This is a genomic window from Paenibacillus sp. ICGEB2008, assembly GCF_000307675.1.
GTDB lineage: Bacteria > Bacillota > Bacilli > Paenibacillales > Paenibacillaceae > Paenibacillus > Paenibacillus polymyxa.
In genome coordinates this window covers 123727-149397 of record NZ_AMQU01000014.1, presented here as the reverse complement: position 1 = coordinate 149397, position 25671 = coordinate 123727, and the positions used below count along the sequence as shown (strand labels likewise).

At 49.2% G+C, this 25671-nt stretch carries 25 protein-coding genes; 2 read left to right on the top strand and 23 right to left on the bottom strand.

What is annotated here, in order from left to right; translation table 11 throughout:
* Nucleotides 1-12 precede the first annotated feature (12 nt).
* Genes C400_RS0113830 through C400_RS0113820 form a run of 3 tightly spaced genes read right to left on the bottom strand, consistent with a single transcriptional unit; the run spans nucleotide 13 to nucleotide 3821 of the window.
* Nucleotides 13-1233: a glycosyltransferase family 4 protein gene (locus tag C400_RS0113830; RefSeq protein WP_017427328.1), complete on the bottom strand. Its 1221-nt coding sequence runs from the start codon at nucleotides 1231-1233 to the stop codon at nucleotides 13-15.
* Between the two features lie 33 nt (nucleotides 1234-1266).
* A complete protein-coding gene (locus C400_RS0113825) occupies nucleotides 1267-2493 on the bottom strand; it encodes a sialidase family protein (RefSeq protein WP_017427327.1) in 1227 nt (408 codons plus the stop codon).
* Complete coding sequence (locus tag C400_RS0113820) at nucleotides 2493-3821, bottom strand: glycoside hydrolase (protein WP_017427326.1); 1329 nt, start codon at nucleotides 3819-3821, stop codon at nucleotides 2493-2495. The genes C400_RS0113825 and C400_RS0113820 overlap by 1 nt, the downstream gene beginning before the upstream one ends.
* A gap of 105 nt (nucleotides 3822-3926) precedes the next feature.
* Here C400_RS0113820 and C400_RS0113815 point away from each other — a divergent pair, with 105 nt between their 5' ends.
* Nucleotides 3927-4283 carry a hypothetical protein gene (locus C400_RS0113815; protein WP_228552471.1) on the top strand — a complete coding sequence of 119 codons (357 nt, stop codon included), beginning with the start codon at nucleotides 3927-3929 and terminating at the stop codon, nucleotides 4281-4283.
* Here the strand turns inward: C400_RS0113815 and C400_RS0113810 are convergent.
* The 18 genes from C400_RS0113810 to C400_RS0113725 form a co-directional block, all read right to left on the bottom strand.
* On the bottom strand, nucleotides 4280-5479 hold the full coding sequence (locus C400_RS0113810) for a glycosyltransferase (protein WP_017427325.1): 1200 nt from the start codon (nucleotides 5477-5479) through the stop codon (nucleotides 4280-4282). The genes C400_RS0113815 and C400_RS0113810 overlap by 4 nt on opposite strands.
* A 27-nt stretch (nucleotides 5480-5506) precedes the next feature.
* On the bottom strand, nucleotides 5507-6223 hold the full coding sequence (locus tag C400_RS0113805) for a glycosyltransferase (protein WP_017427324.1): 717 nt from the start codon (nucleotides 6221-6223) through the stop codon (nucleotides 5507-5509).
* Entirely contained in the window at nucleotides 6220-7218 is a 999-nt protein-coding gene (locus C400_RS0113800) for an NAD-dependent epimerase/dehydratase family protein (RefSeq protein ID WP_017427323.1), read from the bottom strand. Before C400_RS0113800 ends, C400_RS0113805 begins: the two co-directional genes overlap by 4 nt.
* Nucleotides 7179-8033: a dTDP-4-dehydrorhamnose reductase family protein gene (locus C400_RS0113795; protein ID WP_016820077.1), complete on the bottom strand. Its 855-nt coding sequence runs from the start codon at nucleotides 8031-8033 to the stop codon at nucleotides 7179-7181. The genes C400_RS0113800 and C400_RS0113795 overlap by 40 nt, the downstream gene beginning before the upstream one ends.
* Nucleotides 8030-9016 (bottom strand): polysaccharide biosynthesis protein, encoded by a 987-nt coding sequence (locus C400_RS0113790; RefSeq protein ID WP_016820076.1) that lies wholly within the window; start codon nucleotides 9014-9016, stop codon nucleotides 8030-8032. The genes C400_RS0113795 and C400_RS0113790 overlap by 4 nt, the downstream gene beginning before the upstream one ends.
* Complete coding sequence (wecB, locus tag C400_RS0113785; RefSeq protein WP_017427322.1) at nucleotides 9009-10100, bottom strand: non-hydrolyzing UDP-N-acetylglucosamine 2-epimerase; 1092 nt, start codon at nucleotides 10098-10100, stop codon at nucleotides 9009-9011. Before wecB ends, C400_RS0113790 begins: the two co-directional genes overlap by 8 nt.
* 121 nt (nucleotides 10101-10221) lie before the next feature.
* Nucleotides 10222-11871, bottom strand: a complete 1650-nt coding sequence (locus tag C400_RS0113780) for a glycosyltransferase (RefSeq protein WP_016820074.1) — start codon at nucleotides 11869-11871, stop codon at nucleotides 10222-10224.
* Nucleotides 11872-11934: 63 nt separating this feature from the next.
* Nucleotides 11935-13068, bottom strand: coding sequence for a CgeB family protein (locus tag C400_RS0113775; RefSeq protein ID WP_016820073.1), 1134 nt, complete (start codon nucleotides 13066-13068; stop codon nucleotides 11935-11937).
* 33 nt (nucleotides 13069-13101) lie between these two features.
* Nucleotides 13102-14193 (bottom strand): CgeB family protein, encoded by a 1092-nt coding sequence (locus C400_RS0113770; protein ID WP_017427321.1) that lies wholly within the window; start codon nucleotides 14191-14193, stop codon nucleotides 13102-13104.
* 183 nt (nucleotides 14194-14376) lie between these two features.
* A complete protein-coding gene (locus C400_RS0113765; RefSeq protein ID WP_039269198.1) occupies nucleotides 14377-14736 on the bottom strand; it encodes a hypothetical protein in 360 nt (119 codons plus the stop codon).
* Nucleotides 14684-15034: a hypothetical protein gene (locus tag C400_RS0113760; protein WP_017427319.1), complete on the bottom strand. Its 351-nt coding sequence runs from the start codon at nucleotides 15032-15034 to the stop codon at nucleotides 14684-14686. The genes C400_RS0113765 and C400_RS0113760 overlap by 53 nt, the downstream gene beginning before the upstream one ends.
* Nucleotides 15034-15366: a hypothetical protein gene (locus tag C400_RS0113755; RefSeq protein ID WP_013372833.1), complete on the bottom strand. Its 333-nt coding sequence runs from the start codon at nucleotides 15364-15366 to the stop codon at nucleotides 15034-15036. Before C400_RS0113755 ends, C400_RS0113760 begins: the two co-directional genes overlap by 1 nt.
* A gap of 29 nt (nucleotides 15367-15395) precedes the next feature.
* A complete protein-coding gene (locus C400_RS0113750) occupies nucleotides 15396-15683 on the bottom strand; it encodes a hypothetical protein (RefSeq protein WP_016820069.1) in 288 nt (95 codons plus the stop codon).
* Between the two features lie 118 nt (nucleotides 15684-15801).
* On the bottom strand, nucleotides 15802-17265 hold the full coding sequence (locus C400_RS0113745; RefSeq protein WP_017427318.1) for a glycosyltransferase family 2 protein: 1464 nt from the start codon (nucleotides 17263-17265) through the stop codon (nucleotides 15802-15804).
* A 72-nt stretch (nucleotides 17266-17337) separates the two neighbouring features.
* The gene (locus C400_RS0113740) at nucleotides 17338-18069 is read right to left on the bottom strand and encodes a sugar phosphate nucleotidyltransferase (RefSeq protein WP_016820067.1); all 732 of its coding nucleotides are present in this window, start codon (nucleotides 18067-18069) and stop codon (nucleotides 17338-17340) included.
* Nucleotides 18066-18857 (bottom strand): glycosyltransferase family 2 protein, encoded by a 792-nt coding sequence (locus C400_RS0113735; RefSeq protein ID WP_016820066.1) that lies wholly within the window; start codon nucleotides 18855-18857, stop codon nucleotides 18066-18068. The genes C400_RS0113740 and C400_RS0113735 overlap by 4 nt, the downstream gene beginning before the upstream one ends.
* Nucleotides 18854-19789: a glycosyltransferase family 2 protein gene (locus C400_RS0113730; protein WP_016820065.1), complete on the bottom strand. Its 936-nt coding sequence runs from the start codon at nucleotides 19787-19789 to the stop codon at nucleotides 18854-18856. The genes C400_RS0113735 and C400_RS0113730 overlap by 4 nt, the downstream gene beginning before the upstream one ends.
* Nucleotides 19786-20724 carry a glycosyltransferase family 2 protein gene (locus tag C400_RS0113725; protein ID WP_016820064.1) on the bottom strand — a complete coding sequence of 313 codons (939 nt, stop codon included), beginning with the start codon at nucleotides 20722-20724 and terminating at the stop codon, nucleotides 19786-19788. Before C400_RS0113725 ends, C400_RS0113730 begins: the two co-directional genes overlap by 4 nt.
* A 556-nt stretch (nucleotides 20725-21280) precedes the next feature.
* Between C400_RS0113725 and C400_RS0113720 the strand changes: the two genes are divergently transcribed.
* Entirely contained in the window at nucleotides 21281-23059 is a 1779-nt protein-coding gene (locus tag C400_RS0113720) for a M4 family metallopeptidase (RefSeq protein WP_017427316.1), read from the top strand.
* A 166-nt stretch (nucleotides 23060-23225) separates the two neighbouring features.
* On the opposite strand, the gene C400_RS0113715 is transcribed toward C400_RS0113720, so the two are convergent.
* Both C400_RS0113715 and C400_RS0113710 read right to left on the bottom strand, forming a co-directional pair.
* Entirely contained in the window at nucleotides 23226-24839 is a 1614-nt protein-coding gene (locus C400_RS0113715; RefSeq protein ID WP_017427315.1) for a helix-turn-helix transcriptional regulator, read from the bottom strand.
* 181 nt (nucleotides 24840-25020) lie between these two features.
* On the bottom strand, nucleotides 25021-25611 hold the full coding sequence (locus C400_RS0113710) for a sensor domain-containing protein (protein WP_017427314.1): 591 nt from the start codon (nucleotides 25609-25611) through the stop codon (nucleotides 25021-25023).
* Nucleotides 25612-25671 lie beyond the last annotated feature (60 nt).

Genomic DNA, 25671 nt, shown 5'->3' with positions numbered 1-25671 from the left:
CTAACTATCGAATCAACGCACTTGATTAAGCGCTTGCCCATAAATATTGACGAGCCGTTCAATCATAACATCCAGCGACCAGTGCGCGGTTCCCCATGCCTTGGCACGATTCCCCATAGCTATCCGTACTTCATCCTGAGCGAGTAAATGCTGCAAATGAGCTGCAAGTGCCTCCACATCGCCAACCGGGGAAACCAGTCCAGTGTGTTCATGCTTCACCATTTCTGGCAGTCCACCCGCATCCGATACCACTGCCGGAAGCCCCATAATCTGTGCCTCCATGACCGAAAACGGCTGATTATCCTGTATGCTCGGATGTACAAAAAGGTCTGCCAGTTGTAAAAGGGCAGGTACATCTTCACGATGTCCGAGAAATACCACGTCTTCTTCCAGCCCCAGCTCCTTCGCCTGTGCCTGAAGCTCTTCCCTCTTATCTCCCTCCCCAACAATCCAGCAAACCCAATCCGTACGGCTTGCTTTCAACAGGCCAAGAGCGCTCATTAAATAATGTAGCCCTTTGATATAGACCAGCCGAGAAGGACAAATGATAACTTTTTTCCCCTCAGGTCGTGTCATGTCTGTTCCCCTGGCATGGACTTCCCAGAAGTGTTCGGTGTCTAAGCCATATTGGAAAGTGGCAATCTGCTGCTCAGGCACTTCGAACTCACGCACAAGCGTCTGCTTCATCCATTCTGTAGACGTAATCGTAATATCAGCGGAAATAGCGCCATAATGCTCCAGCGCCCAATAATATTTCCACATCAGCGTCTCGCGGTAACCCTCTTCATGATCCCGCTCCAAAGCCATCATGACTTCACGAGCCAGCGAGCCATGAATATTTGCTACCAACGCACTGTCTTTGCGTTTGACCCGACTTAGAGCACGAGTGGCTATGACATCTTGCGTATGAATCACATCATACTGCTCAACCCCGAAATAGGCTGCCGCCAGTTCCATACAGTATCGATCCTTTTCCACCGTCTGCACCCATGAATCCAAATGTAATACAGGGGCAGCCGATTCATTCAGCTTCGTATGCAGCAAGGGCAGCAATTGATCCTTCAGCAATTCCTTATCTTCATAGACAATATGGTATTTAGGGGTATCCGGTCCGTTCCCCATCAAGTCTACCGTGTGACCCAGTAGCTCAAGTCTTCGTTTAATTTGCAGCATAAAGGGCCACACACCACCCAAATGAGGAATCGGCCAGTACGTAGCCAACAAAATTTTCAAAACAGCCCCACCTCCTCTGTCTCGTACGTTAAGCTACATTCCGTTGCTTCCGTAAATTTGCTGGAAACCCGATAATGCGTCTGTCCAGACCGCAAAAAAACCGTTATTCGGCACGATCGTTACATCAATAAAATTGCCGATCGTGACCACTGGAACAGGACTAATCCCGTTAGGATTAAAGGAACTGTCTGTTATTCTGAGGTTCGTAAATGTATTCCCTCCGTCCGATGATTCTGCAACAAATACATCTAATAAAGAGGCTGTGATTTGATTGGTGTAGTACACAATCTTAATCACACCGGTCACGGGCGAAACATCAATGGCCGGGAAAAAATGCTGTGCTCCTGCACTGGCTCCTGTCACCGATTGCGGCGCAGTCCAGCTTAATCCACCATCCACGGACCGGGCAAGCAGCACATCCGCATACCCTGCCCGATTGTCCTGCCAAACCGCATAAAGCGTTCCCTGATTCGGGCTGGTGGAACGATCTATGGCAATGTTGGCCGTCGGCAATACATTAAAGCCAAAACCGACCACAGGCAGCGGACTTGGAACTGGGACGACAGAGGACACTGGCAGCGAGGAACTGAACGAAGTCCCCCCATTGAAGGACACAATGACCTGATATTGGTTAACCGGATTCGTCACAATGTACCCGACATAAATCACCCCTGTAATGCTCACAGTGATTTCTCCGCGCGTGATCTGATTGGAACCAGGAGTGAGCACCACAGGTGTATCCCATGTGATTCCTCCATCCTGCGAGCGTTGAAAAAACATGACTGAGCCGCCGAAAAAGTCGGGGTTATACTGATGCGTATAACATAAATAGATGTTGCCAGTATAGGAGCTGACCTGTGAAGTATCGAATTTCACGCTGACTTCCACATTATTGATAAACGTCCCATACCCTCGTTGGGCAATCACGGGTGGATCAAATGTATTGCCATTGTCTCTGGACACATAGGTAGCGATGGTACCGCTCAAGCCGTCTGCGGTAAATACGTGACAAGCTATGACGAACAAGTTGGGAAAACCGTAGCTGACGCTATGGGATTCCGCCCCTACATAGCCGGCTGGCAGCGGTAGAATTTGCTGTGTGAAGGAGACACCACCGTTATCTGAACGGTATACTGCTGTCAACGGCGGTCCGGTTGTAAAATCAATGGCAGCAGCCACTATGGTACCGTCGAGCAGATTGAAAGCCACACTCGGCTCCTGTGCCAGCCTTCCGTTAGGTGTAAGCTGTACGTTCGGCATCAGGCTTCACCTCCCGGTACACCGGCAAAAATCGTCAAACTGCCTGTGCGCGTATCCGTCCAGACGGCAATGTAGTTATTGGGCGGCGAAATAGCCACATCAATATAGTCGCCGATCAGTTCTGATTCGCCTCCACCAACATTCGGGTTAAAGGAAGTCGTTGTGAGACGACTGTTCGTAAAGGTATTGCCCCCATCCGATGATTGAGCGGCGAACACATCTAGATTAAAGCCGTCCAAGCGATTGGTATAGTACACGACAACGACCAGTCCCGTCTTAGGCGACACTGAAATCGCAGGAAAAAAATTTTGCGAGCCGGGCGGGCTGTCCGTCACAATGACTGGGGCGCTCCAGGTACCGCCAAAATCGCTGGATTTGGACAACAAAACATTGCTGTAGCCCTGACCAAAATCCTGCCACACGGCATATAGCGTATTTGTTGTGGAAGGTACCCCCGAGCAATCTGCTGCCAAGCAGGGAGAATTCAATACACGAAAATCATATCCGGGGACGGGCAACGGACTAGGTACCAGCGTTATGTTGGACACAAGAATATCACCGCTAAAGGTGGCACCTCCATCAAAAGACCGCCGGATAAAGAAAGCCGGTGTTTGCGGTCCCGTACGAATCCAGCTGACATATACACTGCCATATTTGTCGACCGCGGGCTCAGGTCGCTCCGTGGAGGACTGGATATTGGAAAGCATTAACGGTCGATCCCAGGTCAATCCTCCGTCAGTGGAGCGCTGGTAGAAGGCCGCTGACCGAGCATTAACCTCTACGTTGTATTGGCGGTTATACGTAACGTAGACATGCCCTAGATACGGACTTGCCCCTGCGTTATCTGTCGTAATATTGGTCCAGTCATTATTAATGTAATCTCCATAGCCTGGGTTAATGACCACCGGAGGATCAAAACTGGCCCCATTGTCCGTAGAACGGTAGATCACGACAGCCCCGTTCTCATTTCCCGGAAACACATGCGCCGATACGATAAAAATATTGGGGAACAGATAGGCCACCATTCCTGCCTCTGCTCCTGTATATCCCGGTGGGAGTGGCAGTAACGTATCGGTCCAGTTCGCCCCGGCGTCCAGTGAGCGATACAGTCCAATTAAAGGGGGCCCGCTACTAAAGTCAACAGCTACAGCCACAACGATATTCGGATTCAGCAAATTAACAGCAACACTAGGCTCAAATTTGGGCAGACCGCTGGGTGTTACCTGAAAATTCAAAGGCATCGCGAGCATTCCCTTCATTATATATAGATATACCTGAAGTGTTTCTATCAAAATGTACTTTTTTCGGTATAGCCTACAGACAACCATACAAGCTTTCCTCTCCATAGATTCATAGTATAGAAGCATCCCTACGAAGGGATTCCATCATACTGTTTTGAGAGGATGATTCTATTGGCTTTTACAACCGGATATATGACAAACACAAGGGATTTTGGTACTGCCTGCTCCAATGTTGTTGTAAATTTGGTCAATGAGGACACAGTGAACGCGGCAACCGTGACCATCCAAATTTTTTTCTCACTCGTACCGGATACCAAGACACCACTATACGTAACATCGGTTAATTTGCCTGCAAACTCGATTGCACGCCGGACCTTCTTTATACAAGGGGTTCTTGCCTATGAGGTGCAATACAACGTAGTCTCCGTCGCTCCAGCCAATGTTGTGCTTTCCAACTTCGGACTGGATCAGTTTGGTAATGTTGTACAGGAGCATCGTGTTCTCCAGTCCGAGCTGACCACAATCCCGGCACTATCCCCTGTTATTTAAAAGCCACCCTGTTCCAGTGCCTGATGCAATCTGTGGGTATAATACACGTAATTCCATTCCGGCGGCACGGACTGAACTCCTCGGCCGCTGCCGATGGTTGAGTGGTCATCTGTATAGTAGGAAAAGGCATGTGTATCCTGCAAAGGGCGCAATAAATCCGTAAGATACAACAAATCTGTCACGGCAATATAAGGTTTGACACCGAAGCATACAACAAAGCGTGTTGTCGTTTCACCAATCGCCTGAATCAGTGCTTCCTTGACGGAATAATGCGGTCTCGGCGTTACGATTAGCCGAGGGTCAAGCATCATTTCCAGAAAGGCAGAAGCTCCCTGTTCCGGCGTAATATCCAGCAACCGTACGATGCAATTACTGTAATGCTGCTCCAGCAGATTATCGAGCAACGGCTCAGCTTGAGCCATATCTGTAATAGGCATTAAAATGGTCATCTCAAGTGGAATACCCCGGCGGGCCCTGGCCTCATGTTTGGCGATTTGAAATGCATGCCGCCAGCGTCGATGTTCTTTTTGGCTGCGCAAGCTGGCCGATACACTAAAAGCAGAATCCACCCGATAATCCATCAGGATATCCGGGATGAATTTCATGTTGCATGTCTCGGTCAGCCGCAGCCAGTAATCATAATCCTCTACAGGTTGCAGCCGATAGCCGTCGATCAGACGGGCATATTGGCTTTTGTACATAAATGACACCCCGACAATGCTGGCGTTCAACAATTCGTGATGCGGCTGACTTTGGTACCGAATCAGCGCTTGTTGATGCTGCTGGTCGTATAACGGATTACCCGCAGCGTCAATCTGACGGAAGGTGGAGAACACAAGTCCAAGCGAATCGGGCCCCCGCTCTAGCTCGCACCGCAATCGTTCGATAAAGGATGAATGATACACATTGTCGCTGGATACCCAGGTCACATACTTGATCGCTGGATCTTTAAACAACTCATCGAATCCCCGGTTAAGGGCATGGGATACTCCTTGGTTCTGAGGGAGTGTAACCAACTGAACGCGCGGGTCTCCCATTGCTGCGTGAAGCGCCGGCTCTATCATTTCCGGCGCTCCGTCAATCACAATGATGAAGCGAAATGCCCTGTAGCTCTGGACTAGTACGGATGAGATCGCAGCTTGCAGATAACCAATATCCTGTTTGTACAGCGGCATAACAATCCCCGTATCTACCATATCAATCCCCCCTGACAAACTTTCGCTTCATGAGGATAAACCGCCCAACATCTGACTGAAGCGATCTCGATAACGTGCTTGGGTGATGTTGTACTCCTGTTCCACAGCAGGCCAATATTTTTTGGTTCCCATTTCATCATGCCAGCGGTAGTTAACCAAGGACTCGTTCAGAAAAGGAAATGGATATCCTGCCAGCATTACTCGGTACCACATATCCAGATCATGGGTGTACGGCAGCAGTTCATCGAACAAACCGATATGTGCAAACAGCTCCTTTTTGAACATCACCGTACATCCATTGACCGGATTCCCCTGCTGGAAAAAACGGTAAAACTCCGTCAGGGACGGAAATACAGCAGCTGCCTGATAGGCTGTGACTTGGCTGTGTTGATTGATGAAATTGAAATTAGTATGAGAGATGTATGCACCCTGTTCGATCATAAAAGAAACCTGGTTATTAATTTTGTCCCTATGGTAGGTATCGTCGGAGCTGAGCCACGCAATATATTCACCGCTGGCATGCCGGATACCATGATTCAAAGCGCTGGCTGTTCCACCGTTAGACTTGCCCAAATAATGTATATAGGGAAGATAGGGCTGAAGCATATTAACATGTGTGGTGGACCCGTCATCGACGACAATAATCTCAAGCGGCCCATAGGTTTGTTCCAATGCGCTTTGCAAAGCCTGATCCACATATGCACAGTTATAAAAGGGAATGACGATCGTTACTTTTGGTCTCATATCGTTCCTTCCTTTCCAGCTCGGCGGTATTGAATCATATCCTCCAGCGATTGCCCCAGCTGTATGGTCGGCTTCCAGCCCATCTCCTCCAGCTCCTGCGCCCAAAATGCCTCCGTTGCCGCTGGCTCGGCTATATCTCCCCATTGTATGGGAATAGATATTTCCGCCAGCGCAACCATACGTTCCACGATATCTCCCAGTTCCACAATGCGGCCTGTGCAGACCGAGTAAATTCGGCCTGGCACTCCCTTTTCCAATAGCACGCCATAGGCGCGAACTGCATCACGAACGTCGAGAAAATCACGCTGCGCATGTCGGGAAGACACGCGAAACGGAGCTGCCTCCGTTACGAATTGCTCTTTCATGCGTTCTGTCCGAACGATATACCCCGCGAGTAATGCACAAAAGCCGGTGGATGGACCCGGGCCAATCAGGTTGCAAGGCTCTGCCAACATGACAGATTGCTCGAACAGCGCGCCCCACGAGAGCGCGACTGCCTCTTGAATGCTTTTGCTAAGGCTGTATGGATGCGTTGGATGGTATGGTGCCTGTAAAGCCGTCTTTAGCCGAGAACCCGCAACAACAATTCTGGCTTGGGGGAAAGGTCGCAGTACATCGAGCAGATACAGGGTGGACAGTACATTGGATTCCATATATAGCAATGGACTCTGCCAAGATTCAGGTACGGAATTTTTGCCACCCAGGTGAAGCACATAATCCGGAGCAATGTGTCGAATCACTTCGCCCAGACGTTTCTTGTCGAGCAAGTCGCACACATAAGGTGTAATACAGCCACGTGTGCCCGCTTCCAGGCTGAAATCCCCATCATTTTCAGTCTGTGAGGTCAATTTTGTAGCAGAAGCGGCAGTGCGAGTCAGCGCTGCCACCTCCCAGCCAAGTTTTGCAAAATAGCGGCAGGCATGCATCCCGGTATAGCCCGCCGCTCCGGTAATGGCTATGACTGGCCGACGTTGTTCCGCTGTGCTTCTGTCCATTCCAGCAGCTCCTTCAGCATGATGCTGTAGTGAGGAACATCGTAGAGCAGATCGGCCCGGGTAGAACGAAGCGTCCGGTCCTGCACCGGCTCATCCTTCGGCACGATCCGAATATCCTCTCTCTTCCAGATATCTTTGAACAGAAGCAGCAAATCATGCTTGCTGATCGGTTCAGGGTGAACCAGATGAATGAGTCCGTCCAGCGGCTCATTCATCAACACTTGTATCGCTTTTGCTAATTCCAGCGTTGTGACTCCGTTCCAAAAGACCCGGCGGTATCCGTCAACGTCTCCGCTCTGTTGCAAGAACCAGTGCAGCAAGCCAATCCCGCCTGACCGAATCTCCGGTCCGATAATAGAGGTACGGATGGTCAGATGCCGTGGTGCCTTTACTTCTCCGAGTATTTTTGTCAAAGCATAGGCACTTGTCCCATCAGGTTGATCTGTCTCCTCATATAAGCCAGGAACCCGCTTTCCTTCGAATACGCAATCCGTGCTGATATGAATCAATCGGGCACCGATACTGTCCGCCGTCTGCCGGAGAAGATGCGGCAGCAATCCATTGATTTGGTATGCCGCAATCTGATCTTTCCCGGCATATTGATTGAGTACGCCAACCGCGTTAATAATTACGTCTGGCTGTACACTCCGTACCAGCTGCTCCACCATAAAGCTGTCCTTTACATCCAGCAGGAGACCGCCTTTATTTGCGGAATCACGGGTGGTATAGAACACGTTATACCCGCTCTGGTTTTGAAAATACTTAACCAGAACATGGCCTGCCATGCCGTTCCCGCCCAAAATAAGCAGCTTCATTTGATGAACCCCCCGCTTTGGAGAATGCTTCGAATCTCCTCTTTTGACATCAAATTGAATTCCGAACTAAAGCTGCTGAACGATACCGGAGGGCACTGATTATAACGGTCCTTTAATTGAGGAATATTCAGTGTCGGGAGAATGACCAAATATTGCTCGTCATATACTACCGTTGTCAGGCTTTCAAAGTCACTCATCAAAATCTCGTGTATTTTCTCACCGGGACGGACGCCCTTTTCTATGATTTCTACATTTTCCACGCCTGAATCCTCAATGAGCACCTCAGCCAAATCCACAATACGGCAGGTTGGCATGGTCATGATAAAAATTTCGCCGCCAACGCTTTCTACTGAAGCTTTGAACAGTAGACTGATGGCATCACGCAAGGTCAGGAAGAAGCGGGTCATGTTCATATCTGTGATGAAAACCTTGCCCTTTTGGCGAATCTGGCTTTGGAACAAATGCACCACGCTTCCGTTTGTACCCAAAACATTACCGCCGCGTACCGTCACAAAACGTGTATCACTATTCAGCAAATTGGCGTAAACAATCAGTTTTTCTCCAATCGCCTTCGTCATACCATAAAAATTGGAAGGGTTGGCCGCCTTGTCAGTCGATATATATATGACCTTCTTTACCTGATTGGCGACAGCGGCCTCGATTACATTTTGGGTGCCTACGACATTCGTTTTGAGCGCCTCATAGGGCTGATCCTCACAGACAGGTACGTGCTTGAGAGCCGCCAAGTGGAATACATAGTCTACTCCTTGGCAAGCGGTAGTCAGCGCATCCTTATCCCGAATATCCCCAATACAGAAGCTGAGTCGTTCATCCTCAAACTGCCTGTTCATTGCAACCTGACTCGATTCTCCGCGTGAAAAGATAATGACTTCTTTGGGGTTACGCGGCAATAACTGGGCAACCAGCTCATGCCCCCAGGAGCCGGTACCGCCGGTAACCAAGATACGTTTGTTTTCAAACATGCCGTTTCCCTCCAAGCAGAAATTTTACTACCTTATCCGACACATCTTCCGCCAGATAGCCTGCGGGACATTGCCACTTATGAGCTATCCCGGTCATTAAGGCTACCGCATTTGCTATAACCTCGCCATCAAGACCGGACACGATATTGCTACCGCAATCTACCGTTTCCGGCCTTTCGGTCGTGCGACGCATCGTGACCGTCGGCACCCCCATGACACAGCATTCTTCCTGTACGGTACCGCTGTCCGTCAAAGCGCAGCGGGCATGTCGCTCCAGCAGAACGAAGTCAAAAAAACCGAACGGCTCGTGGAATTCTACCAGCGGATCAAGCTGGATCGGCGGGTGGCTTGCGATCCGGGCGGCCGTGCGGGGATGAATACTGCAAATGACACGCTGCCCGAACTGCCGGGCTACCCGGTTAAGACCATCCAAAATAGCCAGCAAATGCGGCGGATGGTCGACATTTTCAGCTCTGTGGGCAGTGACCAGGAAATATTTTCCTATCGACAGTCCTAACTTTTTCAGAATTTCGCTGCCGGATACCTCTTTCTCATAGTGTTGCATTACTTCATAGATCGGATTTCCAGTCAGTATAATTCGTTGGCTTGGAAAGCCTTCGCGTAGTAGATGCTGCTTGCTTTGCTCTGTATAAGGCATATTAATGGTAGAAATCGCATCAATGACGCGCCGATTCTTCTCCTCTGGCACATCCAGATCATAGCAGCGGTTCCCTGCCTCCATATGCACAACGGGGTAACCCATACGTTCCGCAAGCAGGGCACATAAGGCGCTGTTCGTATCACCTAGCAAAAGTACATGATCCGGGCGTTCCTTGTTTAAAATGTCCTCCATCTGCGAGTACATGGCAGACAGTTGTTTGCCCAGCGTTCCCGCTTTCTCCTGAAGCACATAATCCGGGGCGCGCAAACCCAGCTCGCGGAAGAATTGTCCGCTCAGGCTTTCCGTATAATTTTGGCCCGTATGCACAAGCACATGTTCATCTGCATAATGGTCCAGCTTCGGAATAATCAGGCTGAGCCGTATAATCTCCGGTCTTGTGCCGAGCACGGTCAATATTTTCATGGTTTTGGAACCCACCTTTGCTGTCGTTGTTTCATAGAACTGTGGAGTTCAATGAATAATAGCCATCCAGCAGACTGGCTGTGCTCCGGCTAAACGTTCATCTCAACGGTCCGGTGTATGTTCACCCGGACCGTTGTTTGGAATGCTGTCTGGCCTTGAGTATGACTCGCTTCTGCTTGTGCGCTTTGGATCGCCGTGACAGGAGTTTGAGTTTCCGCTTGAGCTTCTGTTTGGACTTGGATCTTCGATATAACGGGGACCCGTGAATTTTCTTGAGACGGCTTCTGCCAGCGCTTTTCTTGTACCTTCGATTCCGCAGTCTGGTATGCTTGCGTCCCTTTGGCCATCTTGCCCGAATACTACGCTTGCGGCGAGGCAACTCAGATGGTGCCTCAGGCAAAGGGGGAGCTGGTTGTGGCAAGCCCTGAATAGCTGCATATTCAATTGGCGGCAGGCCCAGCACCGGCAGTTGATTAACCACCGATTCGGGAAATTCTCGAACAGTGTGGGCATAAGCCTCAGGTATAGCAGTGACCTGACGCAGTCCTTCGCTTTCCCTCGTCCATACCGGTCCACCCGGCTGCTGAATCAATGGGAACCAATGCGGATGATGACATACCCATTGACTGACCATGACATGCAGACTGCTTCGGTAGGAATCGGGTCCGTACACACGCGTAGCCGCACTGTTGTTGCGCACACCAATTCGTTCCATTTCCTCGGGATGATCGAGCAGGTAGCCTACTTTTTGCGCCAGGATGTCGCTGTTTCCCGGCTCTACCAAAAAATCTGTATTTCCAGTCGCCTCCATCAATTCCACAAGCCCGCCCTGAGCAAAGGCTACTACAGGCTTGCCGTAAACCAGACCCTCCAGGGCCGTCATACCAAAGCCTTCCTCCACCATGCTAGGGATCACAACAATATCCATTGCGCTATAGGCTGTTGAGACGGACTCCTCAAATGAACTGAACTGGAAGCGGCGGCTATAACGGGACTGGCGAATCAAAGAGACACATTTTACGTAATACTCGGAGTCCACTGAGCTGCCGATGATCCAGAAACGACACTGCGAATTGGTTTCACACAGCTTTAGAGCCATTTGGACAAAAGGCAACAGCCCTTTGGCTTCGTAGATAAAGGATGAAATATAACCAATGCAGATATGAAAATCCCGCAGTCCCAGCTTTTCACGTTTCCTCTTCCGTTCCAGCACATGCTCTTTGGGAGACGGCATTTCCATATCCCGACATGGAGACAACACCGTATGCTGACGTGTCAATCCCCCGCCATACAAAGGACGCATAACCGCTTGCGAAATGCCGATGACCCATTGGCTATAACGCTCAATAATGGAGACAGAAACTGGCGTATGCGCATTTTGATTAATGACCTCAGTTATTTTCCAGATCACCGGAATATTAAGCTCTTGGGCAGCCATAGCTGGCATGACGTTCACACAGGTATTGACCAGCACCACATCAGGCCGAGCTTGCCCAAGCATCTGGAGCAACGGCGCGTACGCCACATGATTTCGCAAATTCTCCGCATCCTGCGCCAATCCCTCGTACGGGGTATACATGCCATGCAGCATGAATAGATTCTGAATCTGGACAGTGATCCCACGCTTGCGGGCCATTGAGGTTAGCCGCCCTTCACCAGGCGTTACCAGAATGCAATCGAAATACGTACGAACGTCTAGGCAAAATTGCAGCAGCAGCTTTTCCGCCCCTGTAATACTGCGAACGTTGCTGACATGGCTGAATAGCATCATTTTCGGCTTGATCGGAGTTCACCTCCTTTAAAAATAACAACCATCGGACGTGTGTGAATGGCCTTATGGGAATATGACCGATAGCAGTTGGTCAATCCGGTGACCATACGTGTGCTCCCGCAGGGTTCGTTCCAGCGCACGCAGAGCAATCTCACGGCGCTCCTTTTCATGCGTTAAATAAAACTCAACCTTCTCCAGCAGTTCCTGCTGAGAACTGTAAGTTTCAATCTCTTCGCCTGGCTTGTAAAAACGAGCCAGATCGTCTCTTGTATCCGTCAGTTGCAACGTGCCACTAGCGGAAATTTCAAACGTACGAGGATTTGGCGAAACCCCCGGAATTTTCAGTGAGTTGTTGTTCACTGAATCATCCTGGTGGGAACGATGAAGATTAATTACGATTTTGCTGCCGTTATACGTATCATTTGTCTCAGCCGGAGACATCCAGCGTCCCAGCTCAATTTTGTCACCATACGACTGATAATCCGGGAGACGATCCCACCAGATTCCGTTGATTTTAATGTTACGAGCCATGAGCTGCGGCATAATCGGATTGAAAAAATAGATGCGATTCCAGTAGGCTGAACCTGTAAATCCAATCTCACGCCGGACTGAAGCAGGCGAGCTGAGTGGGAAATAGTGAGTCAAAAATGCTCCAAAGGGCAAATAGTGCACAGACGTGCAACCCAACTGACGATACAGTTCTATACAGTTCATTTCTAAGGTGAACACATAATCATAATTCGTCACAATTTTGGTCGTCGTATCGGTGTAATAGGGATCGTCCGTCAGCCAGATGGCAGTGGGAATGCCCAACTGGCGTACTGCAGCCACCTGTTCTAACGGTAGATCCATCCCATCCAGTGCCAGCATCAGATTCGGACGAAGCTGAGCGGCAATATCTCCTACCGGCTGGCGCGGGTCTGTTACGGTAACCTGAGCCGTCATGCTCTGCAACGTGGTAATGACCGCCTCATCCAGCGGAGAATACGGAAGGCCTTTGCCCGAGACGACATACAGTACATGGATCTGTCGAGAAGGGAACGTTGCTTTGGTTCGCGACATAATCGCGTTAGCACGTCCGCGCAGGTATCCCTCGTCGTATCCGTCATGGATTCCCGCAGCTCTCCCCTTCTCCCAGGAGGCCGCCGCCGTCTGGTGAACAGCTGGGTCATACGGTCCTGTCGTAGATATCGTCATCACTTTCACTCCTCACTGTTTATGGTGTTTACTTTAGGCCATCGCCTTGTCCAGCAATTCTTCCATACGATTCGAGTACCTATGCTTTTGCATGGTTGTGTGCAGTGCGCGCCAGGCTATGCGTTCGCGTTCCCAGTCATGCTTGAGATAGTAGTCCAGCTTCACTTTCAATTCCTCTGCTCCCGAGAAGGTCTCAATGTCATAGCCTGGTTGGTAATAACGGCTCAGATCCTTCCGCACATCCGTCATTTGAAGCGTTCCGCAAGCAGAAATTTCGTATGTCCGAGGATTGATGGACTCCGCTGACAACTGGTGTGTATTCCGATTATCCAGTCCGGGGTCTGTCGGGCGGTGCATATTGATAACAATTTTAGAGCCGTTATAGTATTGAGCGGTCTCTTCCGGTTCCATAAAACCCGGACGGATAAAGCGTTCCAGCACATCCCGCCGGGTTAGCCGATCCCAGTGCCCACCTACGATCAGCACTCTTTTATCCGCCAAGAAGGGAGCAAGGTAGTCAAACAGCTTCACACGGTTCCAGAAGGCATTCCCAATGAAGCAAATATCATGCTGATGCTCACGCTCTACCCGACGTGGATAAAAGATACGGGCTGACACAGCAAGCGGCATATAGTGGACCCTCGTTACTCCTTGATCCCGATAAAATGGCAGACAAGAAATTTCATGCGTAAAAACGACATCGTAGGATTGGCAGATCAACGCCGTATCCTCCGTAAAGTAGGGATCATCTACAAACCATATGGCCGTCCGAATGCCCATGGCTCGTATTTGTTGTATCTGTTCCAGATGATCCGCTGGAAAAACATGCAGCCCGTTCATGACCAATAAGAGGTCTGGACGGTGAGCCTCAGCGTCAGCCAGCATCGTGGCAGGAGTACCGATGGCGCACGAGCTGCATATTTGGCTCAATGCTTCTTGCACACCTGTGTCTATAGCTGCGAAACCTTGCGGAATATACAACACTTTCAACTGGCGAACCGCAGGTTGTATTGCCACGACCTGTGACAGAGCAGCCGTGCAACCGCCCATTCTGCGCCCTTCCCGATAGCCGCATCGGTGTGCTTCGCGTTCATTTCCGCTTCGTTGATCATTCACATCCTTCACCCTGTCCTGTTGTAGGATAAACTTCTGTCACTCCTAAACTATATGCACAGGGGTCAAACGCATCATGGACGACTGCCACTGCCCGGACAAAATTGGCGTTTGCCCGTCCAACTACCGAAACGCAAATAACCCCGAAGCTGCTAGGCTTCGGGGGGGTTAACCGTAATAGATGATTTTCATAGTTTACTGTGCCTTGTAAGCGACCTGGTGGCCATCTTCATAACCTTTGGCAAAGCCTGAATTGAAACCCTCATTGTAAGCAGCATCATATCCCTGCTGGAATGCCTGCGGGTCATGCTCCAATACAACAGGAACGGGCTGTGGGTTCTCCGCAGAAGGAGCTGCGGTTGGATTAGCTTGAGGTTTTTTCCGCCGCCGCAGAAGAGAACGTCTTCTACGTACTGAATGAAGCCCCCTTTTACGGCGTCTAAGAGCAAGCAGACGTCTTCTTCTCCGTTTTAACCTGCGAATGCTAGAACGCCGGGCATCTTTACGTCTTTTGCGGGCTTTGTCTCGAGTAGTGCGTTCCCACCTTGTACTCATTTTCATTCCTCCTTTGCTTTCTCGTCTGGGTTTCATTTTTTTGAACAGGCACATGGAGCCACGGCTTCGTCGGTTTCCCATATACCTGTCTTCTTAAAGGAATACCTGCCAACATTTTCGTGATTTCTCCCTGATAGTTGCTGAGTATACGGATGGTCTCTTCCAGACGGGGAGCCGACATATCCGCATGGGGCGTCAAGTCCGCAAGACTGGTCAGCATCCGGGCAACGGCGTGCTGGCTGGCAGCAATAGACTCCATCATATCCAGCTTAATCTCACGTTCACGCCTCATGCTCATTAGTTCATATCCCCCGAGCCCATGCCTCCCATCATCCCTTCCATTCCGCCACCCTGCTGCTCATCCTGGTCCAGCAATGCTTTGAGATTGCTGCATAGTCCAGTCTGAAGCCGGGTTAATCCCTCCAGCATTTCCACCATCTGCTCGTGAATTTCCAAAGGCCGCCCCAGCTGCTCTTCATCGGTGTCAAATGCGTGAGGCGCCAGATGGTTCAGCGTCCAATTACGCATTTTTTCTGCTTCGACCGCCTTGGCCTCCAGGATCATAGACACATTCCGCTGCATCTTGGAGGCTGCGTCCAACATGTGAATCATTGCTTTTTCCCTACTCATGTGTTCACTCCCTACCCTCGATTGTTACACTACTCCTCTTCCGAGTATGCCGTCTCCTTCACGACACGAACGAGCATTTCAGCCATTGCTTCCTGAAGGTCGGCAATACCGTTCAAATAGGCAACAATGCTTTTGTTTACTTGTCCCGAGCTATCAATAATGCCCGGAATTCCATCAAAACGCGGCTCCTCATCCGGCAGTTCATGTATGATCTGTGCCATGCGCACGACCACCTGCCGTTCCGCATCCAACAGCCTAGACATCTGCTGCTGCGAGTGCGAAATATGGATCAGCAAATCATCTAACTCGTTATGCATAAGCCCCTCCTTTATGTGTTCCGCCGTGCGGAACGCACGAAATACCTACGGGCTTTCCGCTACTACAGCGTATGCCGCAGCGAGTAGTCGGTTCCGCCTAAAAAAGCCTATTCGATCATCATAAATGCCCTTGCAACACTGGTGGAGCAATAATAGGCTGCTTCTCCGGCAATGTCGACAATTCTTCGGAGGACAAAAACTGAATTGGATAGTCCTCAGCCCGCCAGCTCATCACAGCGTAGAGGGTAAGGAACGGTCTTTTCCAGCCGTTGCCGATTTGGTACAGTTGCCCACCTTCAGCATACAGTAACTCAATCCACCGTTTGCGTTGAGCTGGGATATGAAGTGTGGGCAACATGGACATGTTCCCCAGCTCAGGAGCCGCCAGCACGGGCAAGGGTTCCTCAGGCGCCACAGCTACAGGGGGGGCGTCAGCGCTGCCGGAGACTGTCGCCTCCGGCTCACCTACCAAGGGAAGCGCCAACAAATCAAGCTGAGACACTCTAACGAGACGCACATGTTTATCTCCCGCATCACTGGCTCCATGCAGCCGCCGTCTACTTCCCGGCTCTATCCGAAATACTGCACCGGACGGTCCCTGAACAAGCGCTCCGACGGGATAAAAACTTGCTGCTGATAAGTGGGCTTCCTTACTTGATAATCCTTGGCCGTGCGGCTCTGCTGTTCCAAATTCCGGGTCGTGGAACAGCTTATCTGCGTCCCCCCACTTTTGGATAAAAAAGGATCGGTTCCGGCTCCTTTCCTCCGTTGAACCGATCCTTTCGGCCGTTTGAGGAAAACCATAAACCGTATCCCGATCACTTTCTGCAAAATGGATAAACGCATCTCCGGCAATTGCCATACGTATCCCCAACAAGCGTACACGCAGCAGCCAATCTGCATGGGCTTCCTCAATACTGTGGCATCCTTCGTCCCAATATCCCGTCTTTACCAAAGTGTCTCTGCGCAGTAGTAGACAAAATGCGGCCAGGCTTTCAGTCTCTCGCCATGCATCTGGGTTGGGAATATTATGGGCCGTGGCAAATGGACGTACTTCATTTTCATTCATATCAGGAACCTCAATCTGCTGTTCTCCGAATGGACCATTCGTTACAGGGCCGACAACTCCCATACGCGAATCGCTGTATAAACAGCCCATCAACCGGTCCAGCCAGCCAGGAGTCACCATCGAGTTTGGGTCCAGTACAACAATAGTTGTACCTTTGGCCATCATCAGTCCCTGATTCAGACTGCCGATCATCTGAACATCCTTTGTTAGCAGCGCATAGCGTACAGCGATGCTTTTACGGAGCAAATAGGTAGGTGTCCCGTCCGTCGAGCCGCAGTCCACTATAATAATTTCGTGAGGATGGCTCGTATTCTCCTCAATATGATGAATGCAAGCACGGAGCTGTTGAAGCTGATTGCAGGACACAATGATAATACTTACGCCTTCAAAAATCTTGCCGAACGAAGCCTGCCCCAACTTCCTGCCTTGCTCCTGGCCCCTGTTATATCCTGACCAATAGCCCTTTTTTCCGAGCCGTTTGCTGTGTTTCCTTTGCGTACTCAGGCGTTTCATGCCGTTCACTCCTCCGGGTGGCATTATGCCTATACTATATGCCTGGCCCGGCTGGATGGTGTTTCATTGAAATCAAGGTAGAAGTCCCTTCATTTTCACTCCAGCTTCCTGAAGGGAATCGAAGGTTCCTGCGTCGCTCCAGTAGCGCCGTAAAATATCATATTCCAGCTTGCCTTCAGCAGCATAACAGTTATTAACATCGGTGATCTCAAGCTCACCACGTGCTGAAGGCGTTATTTCCCGGATCTTATCGAATACGGCAGTATCGTACATATAGATACCCGTAACGCAATATTTGGACTGGGGATGCTGCGGCTTCTCTTCAATCCGCGTAATGCTCTCCGGGCGCTCGGGATCAAACACAGGTACCCCGTAACGACGGGCATCTGCCACCTTTTTCAGCAAGACTCTGGCACTCCCCGGTGGCTGTTGTTTGAAGCGTTCGATGACAGGTCCCAAGTCTTCCTTGAACAAATTATCACCTAATAAAACAGTGAACTTCTCCTCTGACTGCATGTAGCTTCTTGCCAAATCGAGTGCTTCCGCAATGCCGCCCGCTTTTTCTTGAATCCGGTATGTCAATTGGACACCATAATTACTGCCGCTGCCTAAAAAATCAGTGTACAGTCCGGCCGATTGTTTACCAATAATAATGAGCATATCGGTAATCCCCGCTTGTCGCAGCCTTTCAATACCATATACGATCATCGGATACTTGCCGACCGGAAGCAGATGCTTGTTGAGTAATGTAGTCAACGGATGAAGGCGCGACCCGGTTCCTCCTGCGAGAATAACCCCTTTCATATCTTCCTTCCTCCTTCGACAGCATGTTCAGTGCATGGGATTCCCGTTTCGATAAACACTCTGGGATCTACGCTCCATTTTTCTATAAATAATCGATAATTCCGCTCAATCAGCTCTTTGAGCCAGGAAGATTCCGAGCGCGAAAAGCTCGCATTTCCCTGGTGATAGACAAAACAGTCATTGCACATTAGCAGCTTGTAGCCATGCACGCGTGCACGCAGACAATAGTCGTCATCCTCATAATGTCCGGGGCTGAACCGTTCATCCAGCAATCCGATCCGTTCCATCAGCTCACGCCGGAATAACAGGCAAAACCCGACCAACCGCTTGACCTCTTGCCATCTGGAGGGATTACTTGCATTATTCTGCTCCGCATACCTCAGACAGCTGGCCATATCTCCTTCTATTCCGTGAATCTGCTGAATACCGCTGACGTAATTCGTCACCGGTCCCACCAATCCCACTGTGCTTTCACTATGCAAAGCAGCCAACATATTCGATAGCCATCCCCGTGTAACCGTCACATCATTGTTTAAAATGACGAATTGGTCACCCGAAGCCAGACGAATTCCTCTGTTACAAGCTGCCGGAAAGCCCCTGTTTTCAGGAAGACGTATGCTAATTAGCCGCTCAGATGCGCAAAAATCATCCGTCCCGTCATTCGAAGCGTTGTCCACAACAATAATTTCATACGGTGCATCTATGGTATGTGTTCGAATCGCCTCGATACACGGCTTTAATAAATGCAGGCCATTATAAGTCGGAATAATGATGCTCGTCAGACTCATCGTGCATTCCTCCCTTTGGCAACGTCTACCCGTGTTGGAACAGGCCCTAACGGAGAATACCCGGCTACCTGAAACACGGCCGTCAGCGCCTCTGCATGATCGCCGATAATTAATTGCTCCATAGCGTTCCCTTTCCCGACATTGAAGGTCCGCTTGCGGTTTGTTTTAATCACATCGACAGCATGTACGGCTGCCACGATCATGCCATGCAGAATCGCCATCGCATGGGCCTTCGGCGGTACCGCAAGCACGGCTGGCCCAAGTTGATCCAGCACACGCCGAGATAATGCATGCGGTACAGCGGTCAATGAGCTTGCTCCAAGATCCGACCTGCGCAGTACGCGGTTCAGAAACCCTTTGCACCGTGTTACGCTGTCCTGCTGGGTATAAGGCGGCAAATGTCTGCCCAGATCATTAAGCGCCACATCCGTTCCCTGATCCACCGCTTGAAGAAAAGGCAGCAAATCAGACGCTGGGATCGGCAAATCTCCGTCCACGAACAGCACAATATCAGCCTGCGTCAGACGTGCGCCTACCGCACGGCCAACATCATGCCCCAGACGACCCGGTACGTCGACGAGAGTCGCGCCAGGATGACGTTTGGCTACGGCGGAGCGCGTACCATCCGTACAGCCGTTTAATACGACCACGATATCCGCAAGCGGAAGTTTTTCCAGCTCACCCAGTACCCGGTCAATCGTAGTCTCCTCATTACAGACGCTGACCACGGCTGCTGCGGTCCCCTGCAATACAATATCACTGGAGGCTTCACGTTCCTCAGTCAGATGGACTTCGGGCATTTCTTTTGCCCGAGGTGAGAGTTTTCTCACCCTGCGGCTATGCATCGAAGCCGTCGTTTCTCGTTTTCGCTGTATACGTCTTAGCCCCCAGCCCGGGTCTTCACGCTTTCTTCTACGATATACTCTAGTCACGTTTTCACCTCGTCTCTGATCCGTTTGCGCTCCAAATCTGTATATCCCGCACGTGCTCCCAGACGTGATGTAAGCCAGGCAATAGCATCCAGGTGATCCTGGACAATTACATCTGCCAGCGGGTCCTTGCCGTTCTGTTTTTTACGTGTTGCGTTCATTTTACCGACAGCTATTCCATGTACAGTCACCACTCGCAACCCGGAGACGATGGACATCACTTGAAATAGCGGAGGTTTCTCCAAGGACTTTAGACCTATTTCCTTTAAAGCCTTTTGACTTATGGCGTGTGGAATACCAGTCATAGAGGCTCCCCCTAAATCAGCACGATTCGACAAGATATTCAATACATGCTTTGCCTCAACTACAGGATGTATGGGCGTGCGATTCACAGGTCCATGGTAATCATTCAGCACCACATCCGCTCCTGCACTTACGGCCTGTATAAATGGCCGAAGTCTGACGCAGGGAATGACGATATCACCATCCAGAAAAAGCAGGATCTGTCCGGATGCCGCTTCCGCTCCAATACGACGGCCAACATCATGTCCGAGCGGTTCCGGGAAGGAAAGTACACGAGCCCCCGCCGCCGCAGCCACCTTCGCCGTTCTATCGTGTGATCCGTTCTCAACGACGATAACCTCTGTATGTGGATGGACATGGCGCGCTTCGCGAATCACAGCTCCGATTGTTCTTTGCTCATTCATGGCCGGAATAATGACAGATACGATAATCTTTCCCGCTGATGATGGTTCAGATGGCCGCGCTTCGCCGATTTGTGCCCCTCTCTCCGTTTCGAGTACATCGCTCTTGTCAGAGACTATCGGCTTCTTATCCATGTTCGGCATTCGGTACGGCAGCCACATCTTAGAATGATAATAAGCCCTTGAATGCCGCCTCCGATTAATCTTGAATCCAGCTCTTCCACGCTTTTTCATGCTCCCGTCTCACCTCCCTTGCTGCTGTATAGATGAACAGCATGATTAGGACAGTTCAACATAACCTATGCGGTCCAAAAGCCGTGTGTAACGGCAAGCGTGGAGTCTTTTCGACACAGCAATTTTCGACTTTATTTTACAAAACTTATTATTCCTATTAAATAAATGAGTTTTTAGGGTCTAAAGAATCATTTTGGATAAATTTGTTACATAGATCTTCTCGTCCGTCATTCTCTGTGCTAATATCAGAGCCAGATGATGGGAGTTCGAAAAATCAACTTTTGTTTTTTTTGCATAAGGCAACTTTTTTCCATTATCCGCTTTTATTCCACTATCTTTTTATACGACAGGAAGGGAGGGGTTTGTTACCTTTTTAGGCTACTTGCTTCAAATGCAGTACCCTCTTTTCACGCACGCTTCATGAAAAACACTTCGGTATTTCTCTTCATGTTCCATTCTTCTATTCCAGACGACAACACGACCTACATAAATGGCGTAATGCCTTATTCAAAGCAGGATAATTCGTCCTGACATTAATCGAGGAGAGTGAATTTTTATGAAAAAAGTATGGTTTTCGCTTCTTGGAGGAGCTATGTTATTAGGGTCTGTGGCGTCTGGTGCATCTGCGGAGAGTTCCGTTTCGGGACCAGCACAGCTTACACCGACCTTCCACACCGAGCAATGGAAAGCTCCTTCCTCGGTATCAGGGGACGACATTGTATGGAGCTATTTGAATCGACAAAAGAAATCGTTACTGGGTGTGGATAGCTCCAGTGTACGTGAACAATTCCGAATCGTTGATCGCACAAGCGACAAGTCCGGTGTGAGCCATTATCGACTGAAGCAGTATGTAAACGGGATTCCCGTATATGGAGCTGAGCAAACTATTCATGTGGGCAAATCTGGTGAGGTCACCTCTTACTTAGGAGCGGTGATTAATGAGGATCAGCAGGAAGAAGCTACGCAAGGTACAACTCCAAAAATCAGCGCTTCTGAAGCGGTTTACACCGCATATAAAGAAGCAGCTGCACGTATTGAAGCCCTCCCTACCTCCGACGATACTATTTCTAAAGACGCTGAGGAGCCAAGCAGTGTAAGTAAAGATACTTACGCCGAAGCAGCTAACAACGACAAAACGCTTTCTGTTGATAAGGACGAGCTGAGTCTTGATAAGGCATCTGTCCTGAAAGATAGCAAAATTGAAGCAGTGGAGGCCGAAAAAAGTTCCATTGCCAAAATCGCTAATCTACAGCCTGAAGTAGATCCTAAAGCAGAACTCTACTACTACCCTAAAGGGGATGACCTGCTGCTAGTTTATGTGACAGAAGTTAATGTTTTAGAACCTGCCCCACTGCGTACCCGCTACATTATTGATGCCAATGACGGCAGCATCGTATTCCAGTATGACATCATTAATGAAGCGACAGGCACAGGTAAAGGTGTGCTTGGTGATTCCAAATCGTTCACTACTACCGCTTCCGGCAGTAGCTACCAGTTAAAAGATACCACACGCGGTAACGGTATCGTGACTTACACGGCCTCCAACCGCCAAAGCATCCCAGGCACCCTTTTGACAGATGCTGATAATGTATGGAATGATCCAGCCGGTGTGGATGCCCATGCGTATGCTGCCAAAACCTATGATTACTATAAATCCAAATTTGGACGCAACAGCATTGACGGACGTGGTCTGCAACTCCGTTCGACAGTCCATTACGGCAGCCGCTACAACAACGCTTTCTGGAACGGCTCCCAAATGACTTATGGAGATGGAGACGGTAGCACATTTATCGCCTTCAGCGGGGACCCCGATGTAGTAGGGCATGAACTTACACATGGTGTCACAGAGTATACTTCGAATTTGGAATATTACGGAGAGTCCGGCGCATTGAATGAGGCTTTCTCGGACGTTATCGGTAATGACATTCAACGCAAAAACTGGCTTGTAGGCGATGATATTTATACGCCAAACATTGCGGGCGATGCCCTTCGCTCAATGTCCAATCCTACTCTGTACGATCAACCAGATCACTATTCTAACCTGTATAAAGGCAGCTCCGATAACGGCGGCGTTCATACAAACAGCGGTATTATCAATAAAGCCTACTACTTGTTGGCACAAGGCGGTACTTTCCATGGCGTTACTGTAAATGGAATTGGCCGCGATGCTGCGGTGCAAATTTATTATAGTGCCTTTACGAACTACCTGACTTCTTCTTCCGATTTCTCCAACGCACGTGCTGCTGTGATCCAAGCCGCAAAAGATCTGTACGGGGCGAACTCAGCAGAAGCAACTGCAGCTGCCAAGTCTTTTGACGCTGTAGGCGTAAACTAAATCACATACACGATCCTCCTCATTTTCTCGTCCATCGACCTTTGCCATTGTGCAACTGTCACTTGGCTCTGCCCATACCATGGACGAAAAATAGGGGTGCAGTGTACAAGTCTGCACCCCTTCCCCCCTTATTTATGGCGCCCCCTCAAAGGGGCGTCCTTTTCTCTTATAAAAGTAATCCTGTATCTCTTGCTTTTTGCACAGCTTCTTCTCGATTGTTGACTCCCAGCTTGTCATAGAGAGTGGAGGCGTAATTTCTTACTGTCCCGTTGGATAGGTAAAGTTTCTCAGAAATTGATTTATAACGGTTTCCTTGAGATAAAAGATTCAAAACCTCTAGTTCACGTTTCGTTAAGCCATACTCTTCTCCATCTGACCTCGGTCCGACTGACTCTTCATCATCATTTCCGTCCCACATTCTATGGAACAAATCTTGGTTAATTACCGTGCCTCCCCGATAGACGAGGCGAATCGTTTCAGCCAGTTCACGCGATTCTATGGATTTCAGCAAATAGCCGTCAGCGCCGCTTCGCATGATTTCCTTCGCCCTCTCTGTATCCTGAAACGTTGACAGGATGAGGACGCGAATGTCAGGCCATGTCTCCTTGATTATTTGGGTTGCACGAATCCCATCCTGATTGGGCATCTCCAAATCCATTAATATTAAATCCGGATTCAGGCTTCTGCACAATTCCACAGCCTGTTCCCCATCTTCGGCCACCCCCACCACCTCTAGGTCCTCCTGTCCATCCAAGATGGTATGGAGACTGTCTCGGATAAACGAATGATCATCGACGATACACAAGCGGATTCGTTCATCGGACAATTGTACCAGTCTGGGTAACACGCATGAAATGAACGTCCCTTCGCCTTTTTCGGAGTATACAGTGACTCTTCCTTGTAACTGTGTCGCACGTTCTTTCATTGCAGTTAATCCGAAGCCATCCTTCCACTCCTCCACTCCGCCGCCATTATCCTGCACATCCAATCTCGTCTGTTGCGGTTCAAAATGCAGTGACACAATGATTTCAGTGGATTGTCCATGGCGCACGGCATTAGTCAGCGATTCCTGCAAGCTCCGATAGAACGTCATTTTCGCTTGTTTGGAGACTATGTACTCTTCCCCTATTATTCGAGTGCGTACATTTACTTGTGCATGTTTCTGGAACTCCTCTGCTAATTGTTGCAAAGTAACAGTCAAGGGAAGTGATTCTTGTGGTGAATCTATTTGATGCAAATAGGCTCTCACTTCCTCCATACTGTTACGGGCCAATTGCAATAATGAGTCGATTTTTTGCTCTCCATCTTTTGTCGCTAATTCCGTACGCAATATTTCCAACCCCATAATGATCGAGGTATAGGAATGCCCCATCGTATCATGCAAATCTTTGGAAAGTCTATCGCGCTCCTCCAACAAAGTAATCTGCTCAATCTGAGATAGGTACTGTTCCAGCACAAGCTTCTGATTGCGAATAACTTCATTTTGGCGGTAATTAGAAACTAGTAAGTGAAAGGAAAATCCCATCGCAAAAGTCAGACCGATTTGTGGGATAATCGCCCATAGATCTGTTCCTGGGGAAAACATTGCAATGAGCAACGGAAACAAAACAACTGTGATAGAACCCGACCAACGGAATGATTTATGAGCACTATTTGCCGCGATCATGAAAGTTGGCATTAAAAATGCAAGATACGCCCCCGGAAATAATAAGGTTAAGTAGAAGCACACTCCGCCAAACAAAACCATCTCAGTAAGCAGATAGTAGCGATAACTGAACATTAAACAAATCCAAGGTACTGAAAATGAGACAACTTCCCAAAGAATGATGATCCAAAGTGGCACAGTTAAATGGTCTTGGTGTTGGATAGTAGTTATCATCAATGAGAACCAGATGACAAAACGTATACAAAGCAATAACCAGTCATACCAGAGCCATTGTTTCCAGGCTGTAAACAAATTATCACTCCTTAATAGCTTTGAACATAGAGCGCGTGTACATTCCAACGATTTGAACTAGGCTCTTTCCAATGCGGGTATTGATCCAGACGAGAATACACCCAGCGATCATGACACTTATAGCCTTTTCCCATGAATCTACAGCGAATCCCAATAAGTATAGCTCAAGATGTTGAAAAAGTATCGGTGTAATGATAAATACGAGCGGAGCTATGTACAATATAACGGCACATATGAGGCTAATCACCCCAATAAAAAATTTCTGCATAAGCCAAAAAACGGCCCTCCAATTGCTACTACTAAGAATTGCTTCTCTCGCTTTCATCCATTTATCCCTTCCACTGTTTGTCCTTGTCAGGATTGGCTCTATTGATATGTCCGTATAAACCTTCGTCTGAATGCGTTCATATTGGACAAACGTGTGAGTTGTTCGCAACACACGCGCCAACAAGGGAATACCCACGAAGATAACCGTCATCGCTAACGCAAATGTAATGCTGGCCAAATAGAAGCAAAAATAAAACAGTCCAGATCCGAAGGTAAACAACAAAAAGTAGAAATCTTGCAACCTTTTTCGAGCTGATTCTTTCGTCATTTGATTCTCTCCTACTCTTTATTTTATTTGCTAATACGTTATGATTGCCCTTCGAATCCT